The sequence below is a fragment of the Exiguobacterium sp. N4-1P genome, assembly GCF_002214325.1.
Genome location: NZ_CP022236.1, coordinates 2719227 through 2738255, shown reverse-complemented (window position 1 = coordinate 2738255; position 19029 = coordinate 2719227). Strand labels below are relative to the sequence as shown.

Here is a 19029-nt window from a genome sequence, read left to right as displayed (position 1 = left end):
CTGCTGCTTTTTTGCTGTTTTCTATTAAGCGTGAAGGTGCAATACATCTTCAACGGATTTATACGTGTAACCGAGGTCGCGCGCGACTGCTTCGTACGTCACGAATCCTTGCGCGACGTTGAGACCTTTTTCAAGCGAAGTATTTTCAGCAAGTGCACGGTGTGTGCCTTTGTTCGCGAGTTCGAGGACGTAAGGAAGTGTTGCGTTCGTAAGCGCGAGTGTCGACGTCCGTGGAACAGCACCCGGCATATTCGCGACGGCATAGTGAACAACACCGAATTTTTCATACGTTGGATCATCATGTGTCGAAATACGGTCAACGGTTTCGAAAATTCCGCCTTGGTCAATCGCGACATCGACGATGACAGCACCTGGTTTCATTCGTTCAACCATCTCTGCTGTCACGAGCTTCGGTGCTTTCGCTCCTGGAATCAAGACGGCACCAATAACGAGGTCACTTTCAGCGACGGCTTCTGCAATCGTATACGGATTCGAAATCAACGTGTTGATTGAGTTACCGAAAATATCATCAAGTTGACGAAGGCGCTCAGGACTGACGTCGATGATCGTCACGTCAGCACCAAGACCGACTGCGAGTTTTGCTGCGTTCGTCCCAACGACACCACCACCGATGACAGTAACTTTTCCGCGGCGAACACCAGGGACGCCTGCAAGTAGAATCCCCATTCCACCATGCGGTTTTTCAAGGAACTGTGCACCGATTTGTGAAGCCATCCGACCAGCGACTTCACTCATTGGTGTCAGAAGTGGCAATGTCCGATTTTTTTCGACCGTTTCATAAGCGATTGCCGTAATCTTCGAGTCAACAAGTGCCCGTGTGAGTTCTGGCTCCGCTGCAAGGTGTAGATAAGTGAACAAGGTTAAGTCGGGACGGAAGTATTGATATTCTGAAGCGATGGGTTCTTTGACCTTCAATGCAAGCTCAGCAGTCGCCCAAACTTCTGCCGCTGTTTCGATGATTTGTGCACCAACTTCGATATACTCTTCGTTTGTAAAGCCGCTCCCCATACCAGCAGATGTTTCGACGATGACTTGATGTCCATGAATCGTTAACGCTGCTACCCCGGCAGGTGTTAACGCAACACGGTTTTCGTTGTTTTTAATTTCTTTTAATACTCCAATGATCATAAGAGCGATCCCCTTTCGCAAATGAACAACCAATAACCCTTTAACTACTTACTTCTCCCTCAGTATACGAGAAATGAAAGCGTACGACTTTATCGGTGTTTTCAAAAAATAAGAGGATTGTTTGTGAGAAATCACAAAAGGTAACGGTCGGCTTTCAAGTAAAGATAAAGTAACGAACGTTCAGGTAATGATTCCATCCGAATGCCGGCTTCTTCTTCGATGCGCCGCATGCGGTATAAGATCGTATTCGGATGGACGTGAAGGTGGGCGGCAACTTGTTTGACGTTTCCATCGTAATGCAAAAACCACTCGAGCGTTTCGCATAAAGAAGCTGTGTGTTTCAAGTCGTAAGCGCGAAGACGTTCGATTTCTTCCAGTCGAACCGTCCGTCTCCGTAGGCGTTCTGAAAAGATAGGTAATAACTGGAATAGTCCGAGTCGCTCGTATCGCGTCACATTTTGAAGTTCGAAAGGATAGGCGTCTTTGAGACGTAAGACGATACCTGCTTCTTCGTAACGTTCTGGAATCGACTGCACGCCGGTGAAAACTTCACTGCTCGATACAACAAATTCTGTATAAGAAAACCGTTCGGCGAGTAGTTGGCGGAATGACTGGATGAAAGCATCGAACTGAATGCGTTCATGCTGAATGTCACGATCGTTTGTGCTGATCCACAAAATAAAATCTGTCGTGTCGTATGCATACAGCAGGGGACGTACCGTCTGTTGAATCGTCAATAAATAACGGAGGCGATCGGCTAGACGCGGCGTAATGGCTTCCGGGAAACGGATGACCATTAAGCGACTGATTCCCGGCGGAGCGAGATGAAGTTTTGAGAACGTCTTTAGGATTTCACTTTCGGGTAACTCTTCATGGAGTAACTCAAAAAAGAATTGCTCCGTCTGTTCTTCTTGCCGTTTTTTTTGCATGTCGATTGCAAGCAACTGTCGTTGTGCAAGCATGGCACCTTTCTTTAAATCGCCTAGCTCTGAAGCCGTGAAGGGAGTGTTGCGAGCGATTGACCAAATGTAACCGAGAATCTCCATATCTTGTTTAATGGCAATGGCGACGCGGTCGTTCAAACCAACGCTCGTCCGGGCAGTGATGACGAGTGGATCATCTTGAGCCGCTAAGCTTTGGATGACCTCATCTTTCCAAAGTTGATCGATGACGGATTCAGGGACACGGCGGCCGATGATGGTAGCGACACGGGCAGGGTCTGTATCAGTCGTATGCGTACTGTAGGCGAGCAGACGATGATTGCGGTCTTCAATCGTTATCGGTGCATTGAGTGCGAGGCCGATCGCTTCTGCTAAATCATCGAGGGAATGGTACGTTGCTTCTAACATAAATGAAGTTCCTTCTTTCTCTATCGTATTCCTTATGTTTAGTATACAACCGTTTGTGTATAACCACAAAAACAATCGATTTATATTGTAGGAATAAACAAAAATATGCTAAGGTGAGCGGCAGAGTCAACTGAGATAGAGATAGAGAGGATTTGGAGTGCGATGGAAGTGTTACACATGATTTCATCATGGATTTGGGGAATCCCGAGCATGGTGTTATTGGTCGGGACGGGCTTATATTTTACGGTTCGTCTTCGAGGATTACAGTTTCGCCGGTTAAAACAAGCGTTTCAACTCGCATTGACGAAAACGGGGCATGGTGAAGGGGAAATCAGTAGCTTTCAAATGCTGATGACGTCACTGGCTGCGACAATCGGGAATGGGAACATCGCCGGAATTGCCGTCGCTTTGACGATGGGGGGGCCAGGTGCAATCTTTTGGATGTGGGTGATTGGTCTCGTCGGGATGGCGACGAAGTATGCCGAGAGTCTGTTAGCGATTTTATTTCGTCAGCGAAACGATCGTGGTGAAATTGTCAGTGGACCGATGTACTACATCGAGAAAGGTCTTGGAAAAAGTTTTAAGCCGTTAGCGGTTGCGTTTGCCTTGTTTGGTCTGATTGCTTCTTTTGGCGTCGGAAATACGGTCCAGGCGAATGCGATGTCGACGGTATTGAAGCAGACGTTCCACATCCCGTTACTTGCTTTTGGAGTTGTACTAGCCGTCGCGGTCTATTTCTCGATTCGTGGTGGGCTTGAGCGTGTGAGTTCAATCTCGACGATTTTTGTACCGGTGATGAGTTTGCTCTACATCGTGGCGGCACTCATTATTTTAGTTCTTCAAGCGAACCAAATCATTCCCGCGTTAGGGTTGATTGTACAATATGCGTTTCAGCCGCTGGCACCAGTCGGCGCATTTGCGGGTGTGTCCATCATGGTTGCCATGCAGGTTGGTGTCGCACGTGGTATTTTTACGAACGAAGCCGGACTGGGAACAGCTGCTTTAATTGCCGGGTCTGCTAAAAGTGAACGACCTGCAGAACAAGGATTGATTTCGATGACGAGTACGTTTATCGTGACGTTGATCGTTTGTACGATGACGGCACTCGTTTTAATGACGACTGGATTTTGGGATCCGACGGGAGGGACGTTATCAGGTGTCACACATGACGGCTCATTGACAGGAGCGGCACTTACATCGGCCGCATTTGCCAGTGTACTTGGACCACTGGGTCAATGGACGGTTGCCTTCTCGGTCTTCTTCTTTGGGTATTCGACGATTATCGGGTGGTATGTCTATGGTGAGAAATGTCTTGAATATTTAAGTGGTGCGACGAAATTCAATCGCCTCTACCAAGTCATCTTTGCATTAGCAGCCTGTTATGGAGCAATCGCAAATTTAGAATTGTTGTGGCTGGTCGCTGATATTGCGAACGGTCTGATGATGATTCCGAATTTAATCGGGATGTTATTATTATCGAAAATCGTCATTGATCATACAAAAGAGTACGAAGCCGGTACGATTCGAAAAGTTGCTTAACAAGAAATAGAGAAAAATAGCCGTCCCCTTTTTAACGGGAGACGGCTATTAGTATGAGAAACAGTTAAGAGGATGTTGAACGTTTACGGCTGTATACAAGTAACGTCACTAAGAAGACGACGCTAAGGGTCACTAAGACGATTAACGAAGCTGTATTAAAGCCTAACACTTCAAGCAGCACGCTTGTCGCGACCGTTAAGTAAAAGATCCCTAAATACTTTTTGACGAACGGACTTTCGAAGTGTCCCAATTGTTTGGCGCCAATCGGTGCACCGAGTAAGGCGCCGATAATTAACATGACACCGACGAGCAAATCGACATCCGTACTCGCCACTGTATAATTGACGAGTCCAGATAGGACAATCAATAAGGCAGAGGCGATACTTGTCCCGACCGCTCGTTTCAGTTCATAACCGACGATTCCGACGAGTAGTGGCGTGATGATGAAGCCCCCGCTGACACCGAGTAGCGACGATACGAAACCAGCGAACAGACCGGTAAAGGCGAGAGCGACGTAACGATTACGCCATCCGTCTTGCGAACCGTTCGTCGACTTTGGACGAAGGAACTTATTCGCGAAATAGAGTAATAAAGCAATGTAAACAATCGAGATGACGAGGTGTGCCCCGTTGACTTCTTCGAGTCGAAGGACGAGGGGCGTTGCAATCGTCGAACCGATAATCCCGACACCACCGATGACGAGACTATCACGCCAAACAACGTTTTTTAGACGAAGATGAGAGAGTGTTCCGGAAACGGTTGAACCAAGTGTCAACATGAGGCTTGTCGCGATGGCGATACTCGGGGTAAATCCAAGAATCAACAAGAGGGGCGTCAAAATGATTCCGCCCCCGATTCCGAAGAAGCCAGAGATAATGCCAATAAAAAATCCAAGCGGTAAAAAATAATAAAATTCCATGCAGGTCCATCCCTTCACAATTCATAGTACGTTAAGTATCGCAAGGGCGGAGCGGAAAGTAAAAGGGAACGGCTCCTTCAAGGGGGTTGAAGGAGCCGTTAAGGGGATTATTCTGTTGATGGAGTGACAGATGCCGCTCCATCGATTCCGGTACAAAAATTACGTACGCTCAATGATACCGGTGACATTGAACGAGGGTGCAAGAGAGACGATGCTCGGACTTGCTGACGAGAGGAATACCCGTCTTAGGGAGTCGATGAATCGTAAATATAGATTCATTATAGGAATGAAGAAGTTGGAAAATCCATCCTATTTTATTGAGTCGAAACGTGAACATTATTCTAATATTGGTCTTACCAATTAAATGTAAGCGTCATCAATAATGTCTAATGTGTGAACAGTATTTTTATATAATTATAGCGAATGAAAATGATTCAAAAGACCTAGTCTTAATCGTAAGTCGATTTAGGCGTAGTTCAAATATCATTCTATCATGAACTAAAATAACATCTGATTCATAAAGAAGGGTGGCATAACCAAAAAAAGATGGAACATCACATGTAAGCGATCTTCCATCCGGATAGTGAAATAAATTAAACACTTGGGTAAGTCATGTGTTTTTGAGAGAGTTGTTTATTTGTTCTTACCTTCAATTACATTTTCTAGTTCACGTAAGTTTTTCGTACGACGTGCGAGTGCCCGGCGTTTAATCCATTCTTCCATACCGCGACTGATTCCCCAAATCGTAAGTAGGATCAAGAAAAGGAACAGTAGACGAACAGGTCTTTCTAAAAAACTGGACCACTCTTTGCCGATCAAAGAAAACAAAATGACGACAATCAGGCGTCCGGCGCCAGCTGCGATTAAATACGTACGGAGTGATAACTGAATCATCGCCGAGATGGATGTAATGATAAAGGCCGGCATGAACGGGAGCGAAAAGAAAAAGCCGAGCGAAATCGGACTCATGTGACGAACGCGTTCAATCCAGTGTTGTGCTGCCTTATGATTTTCAAGCCACCGGGTGACTGGACGGCGAAATAAATAGCGGATACAAGCAAACACGACGAGTGAACCTAACATGCTGCCGACCCAAGATACGAGCACTCCCATCCAAAAACCATAGGTCGCCGCGTTCGCGGAGATGATCAGGACGAGTGGGAGGAATGGGAATAGTGATTCTAAGAAGGGTGCAATCAATCCAGTCGAAGCTCCACCCGGAAGATCTTGTAGAAATATAATCATGTGCTCGATCCATTGACGGATAGTTTGGAGCATTCGGAATCCTCCTTACAAAATAAACTGCTGATTTCTATTTTACCTCTTTCCGCATCAGAAAGGGAATTGAATTACGATGTAAGTGTCATGGATTTGTCGATTGTACAATTGAATCGGAGTTGGTATTATACTTAAATGGGTGCGTTTTGCAGGCGTTCCCAGCTAGCTATTAGCTATGACGCTTCGTTCGCCAACGTTCGTTTTACTGCAAAAAACTGACATGGGGGCCAATGAGGATTATGAAACCTTATCGCGTACTATTATTTTATAAGTATGTTCCGATTGAAAATGCGGAACAAGTAACAAAAGAGCACCTGGCATACTGCAAGGAACTCGGAATCAAAGGAAGAATCTTGATTGCACCAGAAGGTATCAACGGAACACTTTCTGGAACGGTCGAACAAACAGAACAGTACATGCAAGATTTACTAGCGGATCCGCGCTTTAGCGACATCGAATTTAAAATCGATGAAGTCGAAGAGCATACCTTCAAAAAAATCTTCGTGCGTTACAAAAAAGAGCTCGTCACATGGCGTTTTGAAGATGAGTTTAATGTCCCGAAAGAAAATGCAGCCTATCTTGAGCCTGCTGAGTGGAAAGAGATGATGCAAAATGAAGACGTCGTCATCTTAGACGTCCGAAACAACTACGAATACGATCTCGGTCATTTCAAAAATGCCGTCAAGGTCGACGTTGCGGCGTCACGTGAGTTTCCACAGTGGCTCGATGAAAATGAGCATTTGTTCGAAGGGAAAAAAGTCTTGACGTATTGTACGGGTGGCGTACGTTGTGAGAAGTTCACGGCTTATTTCCGTAAACGTCAAAACAGCGACGACATCTTCCATCTGAAAGGTGGCGTCGTCATGTACGGAAAAGATGAAGTCACGCGTGGAGAAGACTGGGAAGGGGAGCTGTACGTGTTCGATGAACGCGTTCAAGTACCTGTCAATGAAGTCAATCCGACTGTCGTATCCGAGTGTTACTACTGTGGTAAGGCAGAAACACGTTATGTTAATTGTGCGAACCCGGAATGTAATCGTCAGCATTTCTGCTGTGAAGAATGTGAACCGAAAGTAATGCGTTCATGTTCCGACGAATGCCGGGAACATCCGCGGAATCGTTATGAAAAAGAACTGACTGAAGAGCTCGTGAAATAAGATGAAAAAGGATGATGTGTGCTCGTTAGAGCGTACATCATCCTTTTTAGGTTGTACCACTGAAAAAGACGTGTCACGCAGATGATTCAAATGCGTTAACACTTAATTCTTATGAAAAGAGAAATCGGAGCACGTCCGGCATACGTTTCGCCCACGCTGTCTCATGGTGAATACCGTCTGCGATGACGGTGTATTGCATCTGCTCGACTTTTTGACGTACTGCCGCCGAGATGACATCATTCGTGTGCAAATAATCTTCTTCCGTCATCGGACCGCTGACTTCTTTTGTCCCGATATCCATGTAGCAACGGTGCGCGTCAGACAGTGGGAGACTTCGCTCGATGAACTCAAGTAAAGAAGAGAAGTTCGCCCATCCGGCTGTCGATAAGGCGGCGGCACGCGTGATGACTTCCGGATAAGCAAATAGGCCATATAAGGAAATCACGCCGCCCATCGAGCTGCCAATCATCGTTGTATCAGTCGGAATCGTCGCATAGTGCGAATCGATGTACGGTTTCAAGTCATAGATAATCCATTCCATATAAGCTTTCCCGTTTCCACCGATCGTCGTCCGGTGTGACGGATATGCGGTTCGCATCAATAACGCGTCATCCGTCCAAGGCGCATATTCATCGTACCGGTCCATCGGGTCATCCGGGCTATCGATGGCGACGATCATTGCCTGTAGACCGACTTCGTGGAGGGCGAGATGAACATCCCATCCTTTACCGAAGGAAGCACTCGCACCACTGAAGACATTTTGTCCGTCATGCATATAGATGACAGGTAGGGCGACATCAAGCGCGACCTCAGGGGGACGATAAATCCGCAATGTCCGCCGTTGTTGATTCATCGGAAGCGATAACTCAATTTCAGTAATAGACATGTAAAACACAACCTTTCAAAGATTAGCGTAGTGGGCTGTACAATTTCGACCATTGTGTTTTCCGCCGACATACAGTGCGTGATCTGCCTGACGTAATGATTCTTCAAATGTGCGTTGGTAAGGATGTTCTACTGTATCGACGCCAAGACTGACGGTAATAGAGAGATGGTGATCGTCGACAATGAAGGGGCGATCGAGAACGGTGTGACGAATTTCTTCAGCAATGGAGATTGCTTGGTCTTGTAAGCAATCCGCAATCAAAACAACGAATTCCTCCCCCCCATAACGTGCCGCGAAGACGGAATCGTTGCGGTGGATGACGTATTTAATCCGTCTTCCGAGCTCACGTAAGACGAGATCTCCGACTTTATGTCCGTACGTATCATTGACGTATTTAAAGTGGTCGATATCAAATAGGATGATCGACAGCGGAAAGTGTTCGGAAGCAAACTGGCGTGCCCCCTCTTCATAAAAAGCACGGCTGTTCGGGAGATCGGTCAAGGCATCCGTCCGGCTTTCGGCATACAATTGAAAGTTTTCTTGGGAACGCTCGAGTACGCGGCAAAATGTCCGAAGCAGGCGATAAATTTCATCCGCTTTTGCTTCATCATAAGCATCAGCGATTTGATGAAATAAAACGATTGAGACATCGACTTCTCCACTTGTGATGGAAGGAATCGCGAGCATCGAATGCCGATCGACGGGAAGCGAGAGTTGGACATCATTTCCCCAGTCGAACCGAAGGCCATAGAGAATCGGAGTCCGCAGATCATTCGCTGATAACGTATGAAATAAAGGTAAGACATCAACTGTCTTTTTTGTCCGAATGTCATAGATGATTTGTTTTCGTTGCTGCTGAATAGAAAGCCAGCCGTCGGAGAAATCAATCAGATGAGGTAAATCAATCAGTAAGGATTCAATCGCTTCCCGTTCAAAGCGTGAAACGAGCAACCGTTCCTTCGCATCGTCGAACCGTTTAGCGTTGTGTGTAGCTTGTAAGGATGCGCCACGCTGTTGTAGGAGTTGCTTGAATAAGAATAAAATTAAAGTCGAGACAGTCGCAGCAACTAACGGGTTTTCATCATAAAACCAAATCCCGAGAAGCGCGCTTAAAATACTGATTCCGTAAACGAGTGTCTGAAGTCGGATGAGGCGGGTCCAGTCATACTTTAAGTTTAAGAAACGATTGACGAATCGACATTGAAGATAGGAAATAAGAAAGACACCCACCAAATAACCGATAAACGGGATAAGTGATTCGGTATAAGTAAAGCCCGGGCCGGTCGGACCTCCAAGTAGCAAGTAAGCGGAGGCGGGAACTGAGATATAGACGATGTCGAATAAGACGTTGACGGGGTACAGGTAGATGAATCGTTTTATCCGAATTTCTTTTTTATGCGAAAATAATTGGAAAATCAGGACGCCGAGTTGACTCAAAATGACGGCAATCAATAAACCGTAATTAAGAAAAATGAATAAAATAATACCTTCTTGAAATGTATAATAAATCCCACCACGGCGGATGTTATCGAATTGGAAGAGGAGGACTAAAATGAGAAGATAACTTGCATTTCCAAGCGATATCGCTGGGTTCATATGGACGGGAAAGGCAAGCGATGCAAGAAACAGCAAAACAACAGTAAGTGCTAAAGTGATCCAGCTCATACGTGCTACTTTTCGATAGTAAACCATAGCGGAATAGACCCCTCTCTGTGGCGATCCTTCTGTATCTATACCCGATTTGTGGAAATTATGATAAGTGATTTACAAAAAAATAAGGTTGAGAGAAATCGAGTCATTGCGTATAATGTGAAAGATATCAAATCGTCGATGACGAAGAAAGTAACGGTTTTATCTTGTCAGCCAGCGAATCAGGAAACGGTGGAAGCCTGAATGGACAAAGAAATCGTGAAACGCACTTCAGAGACGCTATCCGAATCGTAACGATCAGGCGTAGCCGGGGGAACCCCGTTATCCCCAATTAAGGTGGGTGTCGAAAACGACACCAAGAAGAGTGGTACCGCGGTCATTCCGTCTCTTTGCGAGTTGCGCAAAGGGCGTTTTTTATTGGAAAAAATAAACTGTTGGAGGTAATACAATGAGCTACAAACAACAATATGCTGAAGTTTTACAAGGAGTCATCGGAGACGCATTGACACTTGAACAAATTGAGCAACTGATTGAACAACCGAAACATGAAGACCACGGAGATCTCGCATTTCCTTGCTTCTTGTTGGCGAAAGCATTCCGCAAAGCACCCAACATGATTGCAGTAGATGTCGCTGAAAAAATCGATAATCCACTCTTTGCGAACGTTCAACCAGTCGGACCATATGTCAACGTCTTCTTGAACCGTGAGGTCGTCTCGCAAGAAATCGTCAATCGTGTCTTAAACGAAAAAGCGGACTACGGATCAAGTGAGTCGAATGGGAAGACGATTGTCACTGACTTCTCTTCACCAAACATCGCAAAACCGTTCTCGATGGGACATTTGCGTTCGACGGTCATTGGAAATGCGTTGAACCAAATTTCACGTAAAAAAGGATATGAGGTCGTTGGGATCAACCACTTAGGTGATTGGGGCACGCAGTTTGGTAAATTGATGGTGGCTTACAACATGTGGGGTAAAGAAGAAGATGTCCGGGCTGAGCCAATCAAAGAACTATTGAAACTCTATGTCCGGTTCCATGAAGAAGCAGAAAGTAAGCCGGAACTTGAAGATGAAGGTCGGGCCTGGTTCAAAAAACTCGAGCAAGGTGACGAACAGGCAACCGTTCTTTGGAAATGGTTCCGTGAAGTCTCACTCGTCGAATTCAGCCGTGTTTACGACATGCTTGGTGTACAGTTCGACAGCCTGAACGGAGAAGCCTTCTATAATGACAAAATGCAGCATGTCATTGACTTATTAGAAGAAAAAGAACTGCTCGTCGAGTCTGAAGGCGCGATGGTCGTTGATCTTGAAGCAGAAGGTATGCCACCTGCGCTAATCAAGAAAAAAGATGGCGCGACGCTTTACGCGACACGCGACTTGGCAGCTGCGGTCTATCGTCTCGAAACGTATCGTTTCGAACAAGCATTTTATGTTGTCGGCGGAGAACAAGCGCTCCATTTCAAACAGTTGTTTGCGGTTTTGAAAAAGCTTGGTTTTGATAATGTTGACGGCATGCACCATGTACCATTCGGTCTGATCATGAAAGATGGCAAAAAGATGTCGACGCGTAAAGGGCGGATCGTCTTGCTTGAGGAAGTCCTTCAAGATGCAATCAACGTCGCAAAACAAAATATCGCCGAGAAAAATCCGAACCTTGCGAATGCCGACCAAACAGCACAACAAGTCGGCGTCGGCGCAGTCATCTTCCATGACCTTAAAAACGAACGCATGAACAATATCGAGTTCGATCTCGAGCAGATGTTGAAATTCGAAGGGGAGACGGGTCCATACGTTCAGTACACAAATGCCCGTGCCAACTCGTTACTCCGTAAAGGCGGCTATGATGGTGCAGCCTTCGACGGAAGTGCTGACGATTATGCCTGGGGGGTCGTCTCGATGCTTAACCAATTCTCGGCAGTCATTGACCGGGCGTTCGTGCGTCGTGAACCATCCATCATCAGCCGTTATGTCCTTGATCTCGCACAAAGCTTTAACAAATATTATGGTCAAGTACGTGTCCTTGAAGAGGATGCGGCAAAACAATCTCGCCTTGCACTCGTGAAATCGGTTACGATTGTATTGACGGAAGGTCTACGCCTCCTCGGTGTCGGCGCTCCAGAAGAAATGTAATAAAATTAAATTAAAGATGGGGTTAGCATATGAATAAAGAAACAAACGAACGGTTGCAGCAGGCAGCAGAACGAATCAAGAACGAAGACATGAAAGAAGCGATTGCGTTCATCGCTGATTTTCACGGGAGAGTGGCAACATGGTTGCCTGGAGAGTCTGTCGACTTCATCTTTGATGTCGTGACCGCACCAGGTGCCGATTTAATCGCACCCGTTAGTGGAGATGCACTCGAAACGAAAGTGAACTTCGAATTTTTCATGGGTAAAAAACAAACGCGTAAAAAATTAGGTGAACTTTTAGCGCTTTGGAAAGCACCACGTTCGAAGGAAACACTCAGTGAAATCGATGCGATTGGTCTTAAAAAATGGTTGGCCCGGAATGAATTCCGGTCGGAAGACAAGCCATGGGACTATCTCAACCGTCTCCACGTCTTATTGTTCCTCGATTCGATGACAACCGTCATCGATGATCATCAATTGACGACGTTATACGAACAACTTGTCGGCAAAACACCGGTCCCGACAAGCTTCGTCCGTCGTCAAGGAGAAGTACGTCGTGTCGTCGATAAATTCGTCGAGAAACATGAATTAACGCAGGTCGATTTAGTGAAAGCTTCACTCGTCCGTTACCTGTAATCAGAAAAGACCCTCGGATGAAAGCATGGAGATGACTCCAGCTTTTAACCCGAGGGTCTTTTTATCATGCTTGGCGGTAGACGATGGATTCTTCCTGTGTGTCGTAGAGCAACCATTCTCGCTCGACGAGAACAGGACCGACATTGACAGCATATCGTTCTTGTTTGATGGAAATCGGAACGTCCAGTTGCGTCGACAACCGGCGTCCGTCGCGAAACAAACCACGTTGATGACTATGACCGAAAAACAATAGTCGTTGTTCGAATTGGGAGGTGTTCGGTATTAACGTATAACTCCACTCGAACTGATCACCGTGTAAAAACAGGACATCGTCACCCACTTGCTTTGTCCGGGGGACCGACCGGAGTCGGTCAAGCAGTCCGGATACGCCGGTTGGGACGATTGAAAAAATCCGTTCTTCTTGGTTCCCGAGTAATGTTTCGAAATCAAGTAGCGCAACATAGTCGAAATCAAGCGTCACGACATCAGAGATGGACTCAAAAGTATGACGACGCGCTCTCTTTTTGCCGATATGGCACTCATGGACGTCGCCGAGCGAAAAAATCGTCGCTTGTGGAGCACGTTTACGGATATCCTGTAGCACGGCGCGCGTATCTGAAAATGAACTATGCAAATCGGCAATCAGTGCATATTGCATCTAGCATCTCTCCCTTGTAATAGGATTATACCCTGCCAGATGCATTGTCCATCCTCCGTTCGCTTAGTCCGTTTCGACAGTGATACCACGTTCTGCGAAAACAGTTTTTGCGACTTCAAGGGCATTTAAGACACGCGGAAAACCTGTATAGGGCACGAGGTGCATGATGGCTTCGACGATTTCATTTCCTGAGAGACCGGCTGTTAACCCCGTGTTGATGTGTAAGGCAAGTTGCGGTTCTGTTCCTTGTGTGACGAGCGTCGAGATTGTGACGAGTGCACGGTCACGGTTCCCGAGTCCAGTGCGACTATACACTTCACCGTAAGCAAAATCTGTAATCCATTCGCCGACGGCAGGTGCGATGTCTTTTAATGACTCTGAGATTTTATCATGTGTGGATTGAGCTGAATTCGCATCTGTGAACTCACTTAATTTTTTGAGACCGACTTCGTGACGTGTTTCATGCGTTGACATAGTAAATAACTTCCTTTCTGAAGTAACGATACATCCCATCATAACGAAAGAAAAACCATGCTACAAATACATGGTTTTTATACATATCATTCTTTTTGTGAATAAGAATCTTGGACGAAACGAATCCACTCCCGTGTGACATACGACTGATAACGTCCGGTCGGGACAGCGACACCTAATTGCCAGGGTACGCGAGTTTCTAACGGAACTGTTTTGACCCCGTTGACTTGAATCCGGTTTGCGAGCGAACGGGGGAGAAGTGTCACGGCATTTTCTTCTGCGACGAGCAGACAAAGGAAATCCCACTGCGAACTGACATGTGTGACAGTCGGTTCAAAACCAGCTGCCCGGCAGGCGTTTAAAACGACGTTATGGAGAGAGAAGGTTTCATTAAACAAAACGAACGGCATCTGTGAAACTTCTTCTAACGCGATGGAAGCGCGTGAAGCGAGCGGATGCTGTTCCGGTAAAAACAGGTGCAGCTCTTCTTCCATAAAGGGGTAAACCGTCAAGTTTTCATCTGCAGGAAAGACGGTCGCAATTAAATCGACGTCACCCGCGACGATGGCTTTCTCTAAGGCGTGACCGCCGGCCTCGACAATATCGATTGTCACCATCGGGTACTGTTCTGAAAATTGATGCAGCAGACGGGGGAAAAAGAGTGAACCGATTAACGGAGGAAGTCCGATTCGAATGGTTCCTTTTGTTAAGTGCATTACGTCATAGAGATGAGAGGGGAGATCAGAAAGTTGACGTAAGATTTTTTCACCTTCAAGAAGGAGTGTTTCACCAGCGTCTGTCAACACGATTTGTCGTTTACTGCGATCAAATAGTGCAATATCGAGTTCTTCTTCAAGACTGCGGACCATCTTACTTAAAGTCGGTTGCGTGACATGAAGATAATCGGCAGCACGCGTGAAACTTTTAAACCGGGCGACTTCAGTAAAATATTCGAGTTGTCGAAAATCCATCGTATTTCCTCCTATTCCTAATGGTTATATATAGCATAATAAGGATTCATTTTTATTATTGTTTTTGCAAGCGTACAGTAAAAGAAGTGAAACCGTAAAGAAGGAGTAGATGGAAATGAAACAACTTGAAGGAAAAGTAGCGTTAATTACTGGAGCAGCTAGTGGAATCGGTCTTGAAATCGCTGAAGAATTTGCGCAAGAAGGCGCTAAGGTCGTGATTGTCGACTTGCAGGAGCAGGCAGCGAAAAATGCAGCAGAAGCACTGACGGATAAAGGATTTGACGCTTTTGCGGTCGCGGGTGACGTAACGAGTGAAGCGGCGATTAAATCGAGTATCGAACAGACGATGGCACATTACGGAAAAATTGATATCGTCATCAATAACGCCGGCATGCAACACGTCTCACCCATCGAAGACTTCTCGACAGAGACGTTTGATTTGATGCAAAGTATCATGTTACGGGCACCATTCCTCTATACGAAATACGTGTTCCCGATTATGAAAAAACAAGGATTCGGACGGATTCTTAACATGTCATCCATTAATGGTTTGATTGGCTTTGCCGGGAAAACTGCATACAACAGTGCGAAACATGGCGTGATTGGCTTAACGAAAGTAGCAGCACTTGAAGGTGCGACATCCGGTATTACGGTCAATGCGATTTGCCCGGGTTACGTCGATACACCACTCGTCCAAAAACAATTGTCTTCACTCGCTGAAACGCGGAACGTACCACTTGAGTCTGTCTTAGAAGAAGTCATCTACCCGCTCGTCCCACAACAGCGTTTGTTGCAAGTGAAAGAAATCGCAGATTATGCAATTTTCTTATCAAGTGATAAAGCAGCTGGCGTAACAGGTCAAGCCGTCGTCCTTGATGGTGGATATACAGCGCAATGAGCATAAGTAAATCCCTTCCTCCGACTTGGAGAAAGGGATTTTTGCTGCTTAACGGAAATTGATGAACTGGACGTCGACAGATAATGGTAACTCACGGACGATCTGCATGACTTGTTGCAAGTCATCACGCGATTTAGCCGTGACACGGATTTGGTCATCTTGAATTTGCGTTTTGACTTTTAATTTGGATTCTTTGACGGCATTGTTGATTTTTTTCGCATCATCACGGTCGATTCCGCTCTTTAGGATGACACGTTGACGGACTGTGTTCCCGGCTGCCTGTTCGACTTTTTCATACTGTAAGTTCTTTGTCGGGACTTCGCGTTTAATCAACTTCGTCGTCAAGACGTCTTTGACTTGATCGAGTTTAAAGTCGTCATCCGAGATGAGGATTAAATCCTCTTTCTCAAGTTTCATGTCACTCTTCGAACCTTTAAAATCAAAGCGGTTCGTAATTTCCTTCAGTGCGACTTGCATCGCGTTTTTGACTTCCTCGATGTTGATTTGTGACACGATATCAAATGAATTATCTTTTGCTGCCATATGGCATCTCCCCTTTCGTTCTATTCTCTATTTTAGAGAGGAACAGCGGAAGCGTCCACCACTTTGAAATTTTGTTATAATGAATACCATGAAATGAAAGGGGTGCATGGCTTTGAAACAAACAGCAGATATGTTGACGCTCACGCCAAAGGAGATGGATGAGCGTTATGCCTATAGAGGAATGGACTTGGGTGCGACTTTTGAAGAGACGACGATTCGTGTTCGATTGTGGGCACCGACGGCGGAACGTGTGGTCATCCGTCTGTACCGGACGCTGCGTGCAAGAAAAGTAGAGGAAGTCGAACTGTCAGCCGCTGAACGGGGGACATTCGTCGCAGAACTCGATCGTGCTGTGTATGAAGGTTATTTTTATACATTTCAAGCCATCGTCGACGGTCAGAAAGTCGAAGCGGTCGACCCTTATGCAAAAGCAGTCGGAACGAACGGAAAGCGTGGTGCATTAATCGATCCGTCCAACGTACAACCGGACCGTTGGATTGAGGAGCGACCGATGTTCCATTCGTCACAAGATGCTGTCATTTATGAGTTGCACGTTCGCGACGCGACAAGTCATCCGGCGAGTGGTGTGGTCGAACGAGGTACGTTCCGCGGATTGACGGAAGCAGGTACGCGGACGAAAAATGGTGGATTGACGGGACTCGACTACTTAGCTGATTTAGGTGTGACGCACGTCCAATTACTTCCTATCTATGATTTCGGTTCGGTCAACGAAGCAGCACCAAACGATCCGGATAATTACAATTGGGGATACGATCCGGTCAATTTCTTTGCACCGGAAGGTTCCTATTCATCAAACGCAGATGATCCGAAAGCACGCATCCGTGAGCTCAAAGAATTGGTCCAGGCACTGCATGACCGTGGAATCCGAGTCATCATGGATGTCGTCTTCAACCATACCTATGAAGCAGAAAAGGTTCCGCTTGGTCAGTTCGTTCCGGGTTACTTTTACCGTCAAGCGGCAGACGGAACGCTTTCGAATGGTAGTTTCTGTGGCAATGACACAGCTTCTGAGCGTTTCATGATGCGGAAATTCATCATCGATTGCGTGACGTACTGGGCAAAAGAGTATCATCTCGACGGATTCCGGTTCGACTTGATGGGACTCCACGATATCGAAACGATGAACCAAGTTCGTCATGCACTCGATCGAATCGACCCGTCAATTTTAATCATCGGTGAAGGCTGGGATCTTGATACACCGTTACCGCTCGACCAAAAAGCGAACTATTTCAATGCCCTGCAGATGCCGGGGATTGCACACTTTAATAACGGCTTGCGTGACGGGTTAAAAGGAGATGTCCAAACACCGGAGAACCGCGGCTTTATCAGTGGGGCGTTCGATCGGACGAATGAAGTCAAGCGCGGGATTGCCGGGAACGTTTCATCGCAAGGCTTTGCGGATGAGCCGAACCAAGTCGTCTCCTATGTCGAAGCGCATGACGACTTAACAGTTTGGGACAAGCTCTCTGTCTCACGCCCGGAGGATACGGATGAAGTACGACGTAAGCGTCAAATGCTTGCCAATGCGATCATTTTGACGGGACAAGGGATTCCGTTCCTCCACGCGGGTCAAGAGTTCTTCCGGACGAAGGATGGGATTCGTGATAGTTTCAATGCGGGAGAAGTCGTGAATCGGCTTGATTATGAACGGGCAGAGACATTCAGTTCTTCCGTTGAATATGTCAAAGGGTTGATAGCGATGCGTCGTCAATATCCGATGTTCCGCCTTGAAAATACAGCGATGATTCGCAAACATCTCCGCTTCCTAGAAGAAGGGGAAGGCATCATTGCATATGAGCTGAAGCGGACGTATGAAGGTTACGTCGAGCGGCAACGCGTCTATCATAATGCGACAGATGAAGACGTAACGATTGAATTGCCAAGTGGTGAGTTCGAAGTGCTTGTCGAAAACGGGGCAGTCAAAATTCATGCGCCTCGTCTGCACGAGGAACGGGAATTATTAGTTCCGGCACTGACAACGACCGTAGTGGCCGAGCGAAAAGCAGACTATAAAAAGTATGCGGTCGCGGGTGGCGCGGCATTGACGATCATCGGTCTCTTATATGCAGCAAACAAACGTCGAAAAAAAGAGTAACCTAGTATGGCAGTCGCGTTGCGGCTGTCATCTTTTCGTATTAATTCTTTTTAGATAATCCAGTTTTAATTCATCTGATGCGGGAAAATAGATTAAGTAGTATTTAGAGGATTAGTTTTCTGAAAGGGAGCGTCAGCATGTTTGGATTTGATGATATCTGGAAATTTTTCTTATCGTTTTTTCTGTTATTACCGATTGTGACATTAATTCATGAAATGGGGCATTATTTCTTCGCACGATTGTTCGGAGGAAATATGGAGATCAATATTGGGTCAGGCAAGTCATTGGTACGTGTCGGACCGATTCGTTTGAATCGAATTTACTTTTGGGATGGCTGGTGCCAGTATGAGGCACTCCGGCATGAAAATAAATTTACGAACATCATGGTGTACTTGGGTGGTTCGTTAGCGAACGTTGCAGGTATTTTAATCGTCAACGGATTGATTTATGCCGGAGTGTTCGAAGCATCGATCTTTACGTATCAGTTCGCTTATTTCTCCTTCTACTTTGTTTTCTTTTCACTCTTTCCGATCGATCATCCGAATGGATATCCGAGTGATGGGAAAGCAATTGTCAATGTCTTTCGGTACGGCAAGTCGGAGTATAATCCGCAAGCGTAAAAAAAGAGGCCTAGCGCCTCTTTTTTTCGTACGGATTGGAGTGCTGCTTGTCAGAA

The 19029-nt window shown here is 46.1% G+C and carries 17 protein-coding genes and 1 other annotated feature; of the genes, 7 read left to right on the top strand and 10 right to left on the bottom strand.

Annotation, left to right across the window (positions count from 1 at the left end; all coding sequences use genetic code 11):
• Positions 1 to 24: 24 nt before the first annotated feature.
• Together ald and A0126_RS14015 are read right to left on the bottom strand one after the other, a co-directional pair.
• On the bottom strand, positions 25 to 1149 hold the full coding sequence (gene ald, locus A0126_RS14020; protein WP_088838147.1) for an alanine dehydrogenase: 1125 nt from the start codon (positions 1147 to 1149) through the stop codon (positions 25 to 27).
• Between the two features lie 131 nt (positions 1150 to 1280).
• A complete protein-coding gene (locus A0126_RS14015; protein WP_029331984.1) occupies positions 1281 to 2498 on the bottom strand; it encodes a PucR family transcriptional regulator in 1218 nt (405 codons plus the stop codon).
• A 162-nt stretch (positions 2499 to 2660) separates the two neighbouring features.
• On the opposite strand from A0126_RS14015, the gene A0126_RS14010 reads away from it, so the two are divergent.
• Positions 2661 to 4037: an alanine/glycine:cation symporter family protein gene (locus A0126_RS14010; RefSeq protein WP_088838145.1), complete on the top strand. Its 1377-nt coding sequence runs from the start codon at positions 2661 to 2663 to the stop codon at positions 4035 to 4037.
• A gap of 64 nt (positions 4038 to 4101) precedes the next feature.
• Here A0126_RS14010 and A0126_RS14005 read toward each other — a convergent pair whose 3' ends face one another.
• Together A0126_RS14005 and A0126_RS14000 are read right to left on the bottom strand one after the other, a co-directional pair.
• On the bottom strand, positions 4102 to 4956 hold the full coding sequence (locus A0126_RS14005; RefSeq protein WP_088838144.1) for a sulfite exporter TauE/SafE family protein: 855 nt from the start codon (positions 4954 to 4956) through the stop codon (positions 4102 to 4104).
• A 633-nt stretch (positions 4957 to 5589) separates the two neighbouring features.
• Positions 5590 to 6234 (bottom strand): TVP38/TMEM64 family protein, encoded by a 645-nt coding sequence (locus A0126_RS14000; RefSeq protein WP_088838142.1) that lies wholly within the window; start codon positions 6232 to 6234, stop codon positions 5590 to 5592.
• A gap of 239 nt (positions 6235 to 6473) precedes the next feature.
• Between A0126_RS14000 and A0126_RS13995 the strand changes: the two genes are divergently transcribed.
• Complete coding sequence (locus tag A0126_RS13995; RefSeq protein ID WP_088838140.1) at positions 6474 to 7391, top strand: oxygen-dependent tRNA uridine(34) hydroxylase TrhO; 918 nt, start codon at positions 6474 to 6476, stop codon at positions 7389 to 7391.
• Between the two features lie 109 nt (positions 7392 to 7500).
• Here the strand turns inward: A0126_RS13995 and A0126_RS13990 are convergent, their stop codons facing one another.
• Positions 7501 to 8277: an alpha/beta hydrolase gene (locus tag A0126_RS13990; protein WP_088838138.1), complete on the bottom strand. Its 777-nt coding sequence runs from the start codon at positions 8275 to 8277 to the stop codon at positions 7501 to 7503.
• Between the two features lie 15 nt (positions 8278 to 8292).
• Positions 8293 to 9969 carry a GGDEF domain-containing protein gene (locus A0126_RS13985; protein ID WP_088838136.1) on the bottom strand — a complete coding sequence of 559 codons (1677 nt, stop codon included), beginning with the start codon at positions 9967 to 9969 and terminating at the stop codon, positions 8293 to 8295.
• Between the two features lie 129 nt (positions 9970 to 10098).
• Positions 10099 to 10319: a binding site (T-box leader), on the top strand.
• A 56-nt stretch (positions 10320 to 10375) separates the two neighbouring features.
• Between A0126_RS13985 and argS the strand changes: the two genes are divergently transcribed.
• A complete protein-coding gene (gene argS, locus A0126_RS13980) occupies positions 10376 to 12058 on the top strand; it encodes an arginine--tRNA ligase (protein WP_088838135.1) in 1683 nt (560 codons plus the stop codon).
• Between the two features lie 29 nt (positions 12059 to 12087).
• Positions 12088 to 12693 (top strand): hypothetical protein, encoded by a 606-nt coding sequence (locus A0126_RS13975; RefSeq protein ID WP_088838133.1) that lies wholly within the window; start codon positions 12088 to 12090, stop codon positions 12691 to 12693.
• Between the two features lie 64 nt (positions 12694 to 12757).
• Here the strand turns inward: A0126_RS13975 and A0126_RS13970 are convergent, their stop codons facing one another.
• From A0126_RS13970 to A0126_RS13960, 3 genes are all read right to left on the bottom strand, one after another.
• Positions 12758 to 13351: a metallophosphoesterase family protein gene (locus A0126_RS13970; protein WP_088838131.1), complete on the bottom strand. Its 594-nt coding sequence runs from the start codon at positions 13349 to 13351 to the stop codon at positions 12758 to 12760.
• Between the two features lie 63 nt (positions 13352 to 13414).
• Positions 13415 to 13825: a carboxymuconolactone decarboxylase family protein gene (locus A0126_RS13965; protein ID WP_088838130.1), complete on the bottom strand. Its 411-nt coding sequence runs from the start codon at positions 13823 to 13825 to the stop codon at positions 13415 to 13417.
• Between the two features lie 86 nt (positions 13826 to 13911).
• Positions 13912 to 14796: a LysR family transcriptional regulator gene (locus tag A0126_RS13960; protein WP_088838128.1), complete on the bottom strand. Its 885-nt coding sequence runs from the start codon at positions 14794 to 14796 to the stop codon at positions 13912 to 13914.
• 115 nt (positions 14797 to 14911) lie between these two features.
• On the opposite strand from A0126_RS13960, the gene A0126_RS13955 reads away from it, so the two are divergent.
• Positions 14912 to 15694 (top strand): 3-hydroxybutyrate dehydrogenase, encoded by a 783-nt coding sequence (locus A0126_RS13955; protein WP_088838127.1) that lies wholly within the window; start codon positions 14912 to 14914, stop codon positions 15692 to 15694.
• 48 nt (positions 15695 to 15742) lie between these two features.
• Here the strand turns inward: A0126_RS13955 and A0126_RS13950 are convergent, their stop codons facing one another.
• On the bottom strand, positions 15743 to 16237 hold the full coding sequence (locus A0126_RS13950; RefSeq protein ID WP_029331969.1) for a YajQ family cyclic di-GMP-binding protein: 495 nt from the start codon (positions 16235 to 16237) through the stop codon (positions 15743 to 15745).
• Positions 16238 to 16343: 106 nt separating this feature from the next.
• Here A0126_RS13950 and pulA point away from each other — a divergent pair, with 106 nt between their 5' ends.
• Positions 16344 to 18353, top strand: a complete 2010-nt coding sequence (gene pulA, locus A0126_RS13945; protein ID WP_088838125.1) for a type I pullulanase — start codon at positions 16344 to 16346, stop codon at positions 18351 to 18353.
• Positions 18354 to 18490: 137 nt separating this feature from the next.
• Positions 18491 to 18973, top strand: a complete 483-nt coding sequence (locus A0126_RS13940; protein WP_029331967.1) for a hypothetical protein — start codon at positions 18491 to 18493, stop codon at positions 18971 to 18973.
• Positions 18974 to 19029: the final 56 nt, after the last annotated feature.

Excerpts from the sequence above, each read along its gene's own strand:
- ald (WP_088838147.1), bottom strand. The coding sequence starts at position 1,149 with ATGATCATTGGAGTATTAAAAGAAATTAAAAACAACGAAAACCGTGTT.
- A0126_RS14015 (WP_029331984.1), bottom strand. The coding sequence starts at position 2,498 with ATGTTAGAAGCAACGTACCATTCCCTCGATGATTTAGCAGAAGCGATC.
- A0126_RS14010 (WP_088838145.1), top strand. The coding sequence starts at position 2,661 with ATGGAAGTGTTACACATGATTTCATCATGGATTTGGGGAATCCCGAGC.
- A0126_RS14005 (WP_088838144.1), bottom strand. The coding sequence starts at position 4,956 with ATGGAATTTTATTATTTTTTACCGCTTGGATTTTTTATTGGCATTATC.
- A0126_RS14000 (WP_088838142.1), bottom strand. The coding sequence starts at position 6,234 with ATGCTCCAAACTATCCGTCAATGGATCGAGCACATGATTATATTTCTA.
- A0126_RS13995 (WP_088838140.1), top strand. The coding sequence starts at position 6,474 with ATGAAACCTTATCGCGTACTATTATTTTATAAGTATGTTCCGATTGAA.
- A0126_RS13990 (WP_088838138.1), bottom strand. The coding sequence starts at position 8,277 with ATGTCTATTACTGAAATTGAGTTATCGCTTCCGATGAATCAACAACGG.
- A0126_RS13985 (WP_088838136.1), bottom strand. The coding sequence starts at position 9,969 with ATGGTTTACTATCGAAAAGTAGCACGTATGAGCTGGATCACTTTAGCA.
- argS (WP_088838135.1), top strand. The coding sequence starts at position 10,376 with ATGAGCTACAAACAACAATATGCTGAAGTTTTACAAGGAGTCATCGGA.
- A0126_RS13975 (WP_088838133.1), top strand. The coding sequence starts at position 12,088 with ATGAATAAAGAAACAAACGAACGGTTGCAGCAGGCAGCAGAACGAATC.
- A0126_RS13970 (WP_088838131.1), bottom strand. The coding sequence starts at position 13,351 with ATGCAATATGCACTGATTGCCGATTTGCATAGTTCATTTTCAGATACG.
- A0126_RS13965 (WP_088838130.1), bottom strand. The coding sequence starts at position 13,825 with ATGTCAACGCATGAAACACGTCACGAAGTCGGTCTCAAAAAATTAAGT.
- A0126_RS13960 (WP_088838128.1), bottom strand. The coding sequence starts at position 14,796 with ATGGATTTTCGACAACTCGAATATTTTACTGAAGTCGCCCGGTTTAAA.
- A0126_RS13955 (WP_088838127.1), top strand. The coding sequence starts at position 14,912 with ATGAAACAACTTGAAGGAAAAGTAGCGTTAATTACTGGAGCAGCTAGT.
- A0126_RS13950 (WP_029331969.1), bottom strand. The coding sequence starts at position 16,237 with ATGGCAGCAAAAGATAATTCATTTGATATCGTGTCACAAATCAACATC.
- pulA (WP_088838125.1), top strand. The coding sequence starts at position 16,344 with ATGGCTTTGAAACAAACAGCAGATATGTTGACGCTCACGCCAAAGGAG.
- A0126_RS13940 (WP_029331967.1), top strand. The coding sequence starts at position 18,491 with ATGTTTGGATTTGATGATATCTGGAAATTTTTCTTATCGTTTTTTCTG.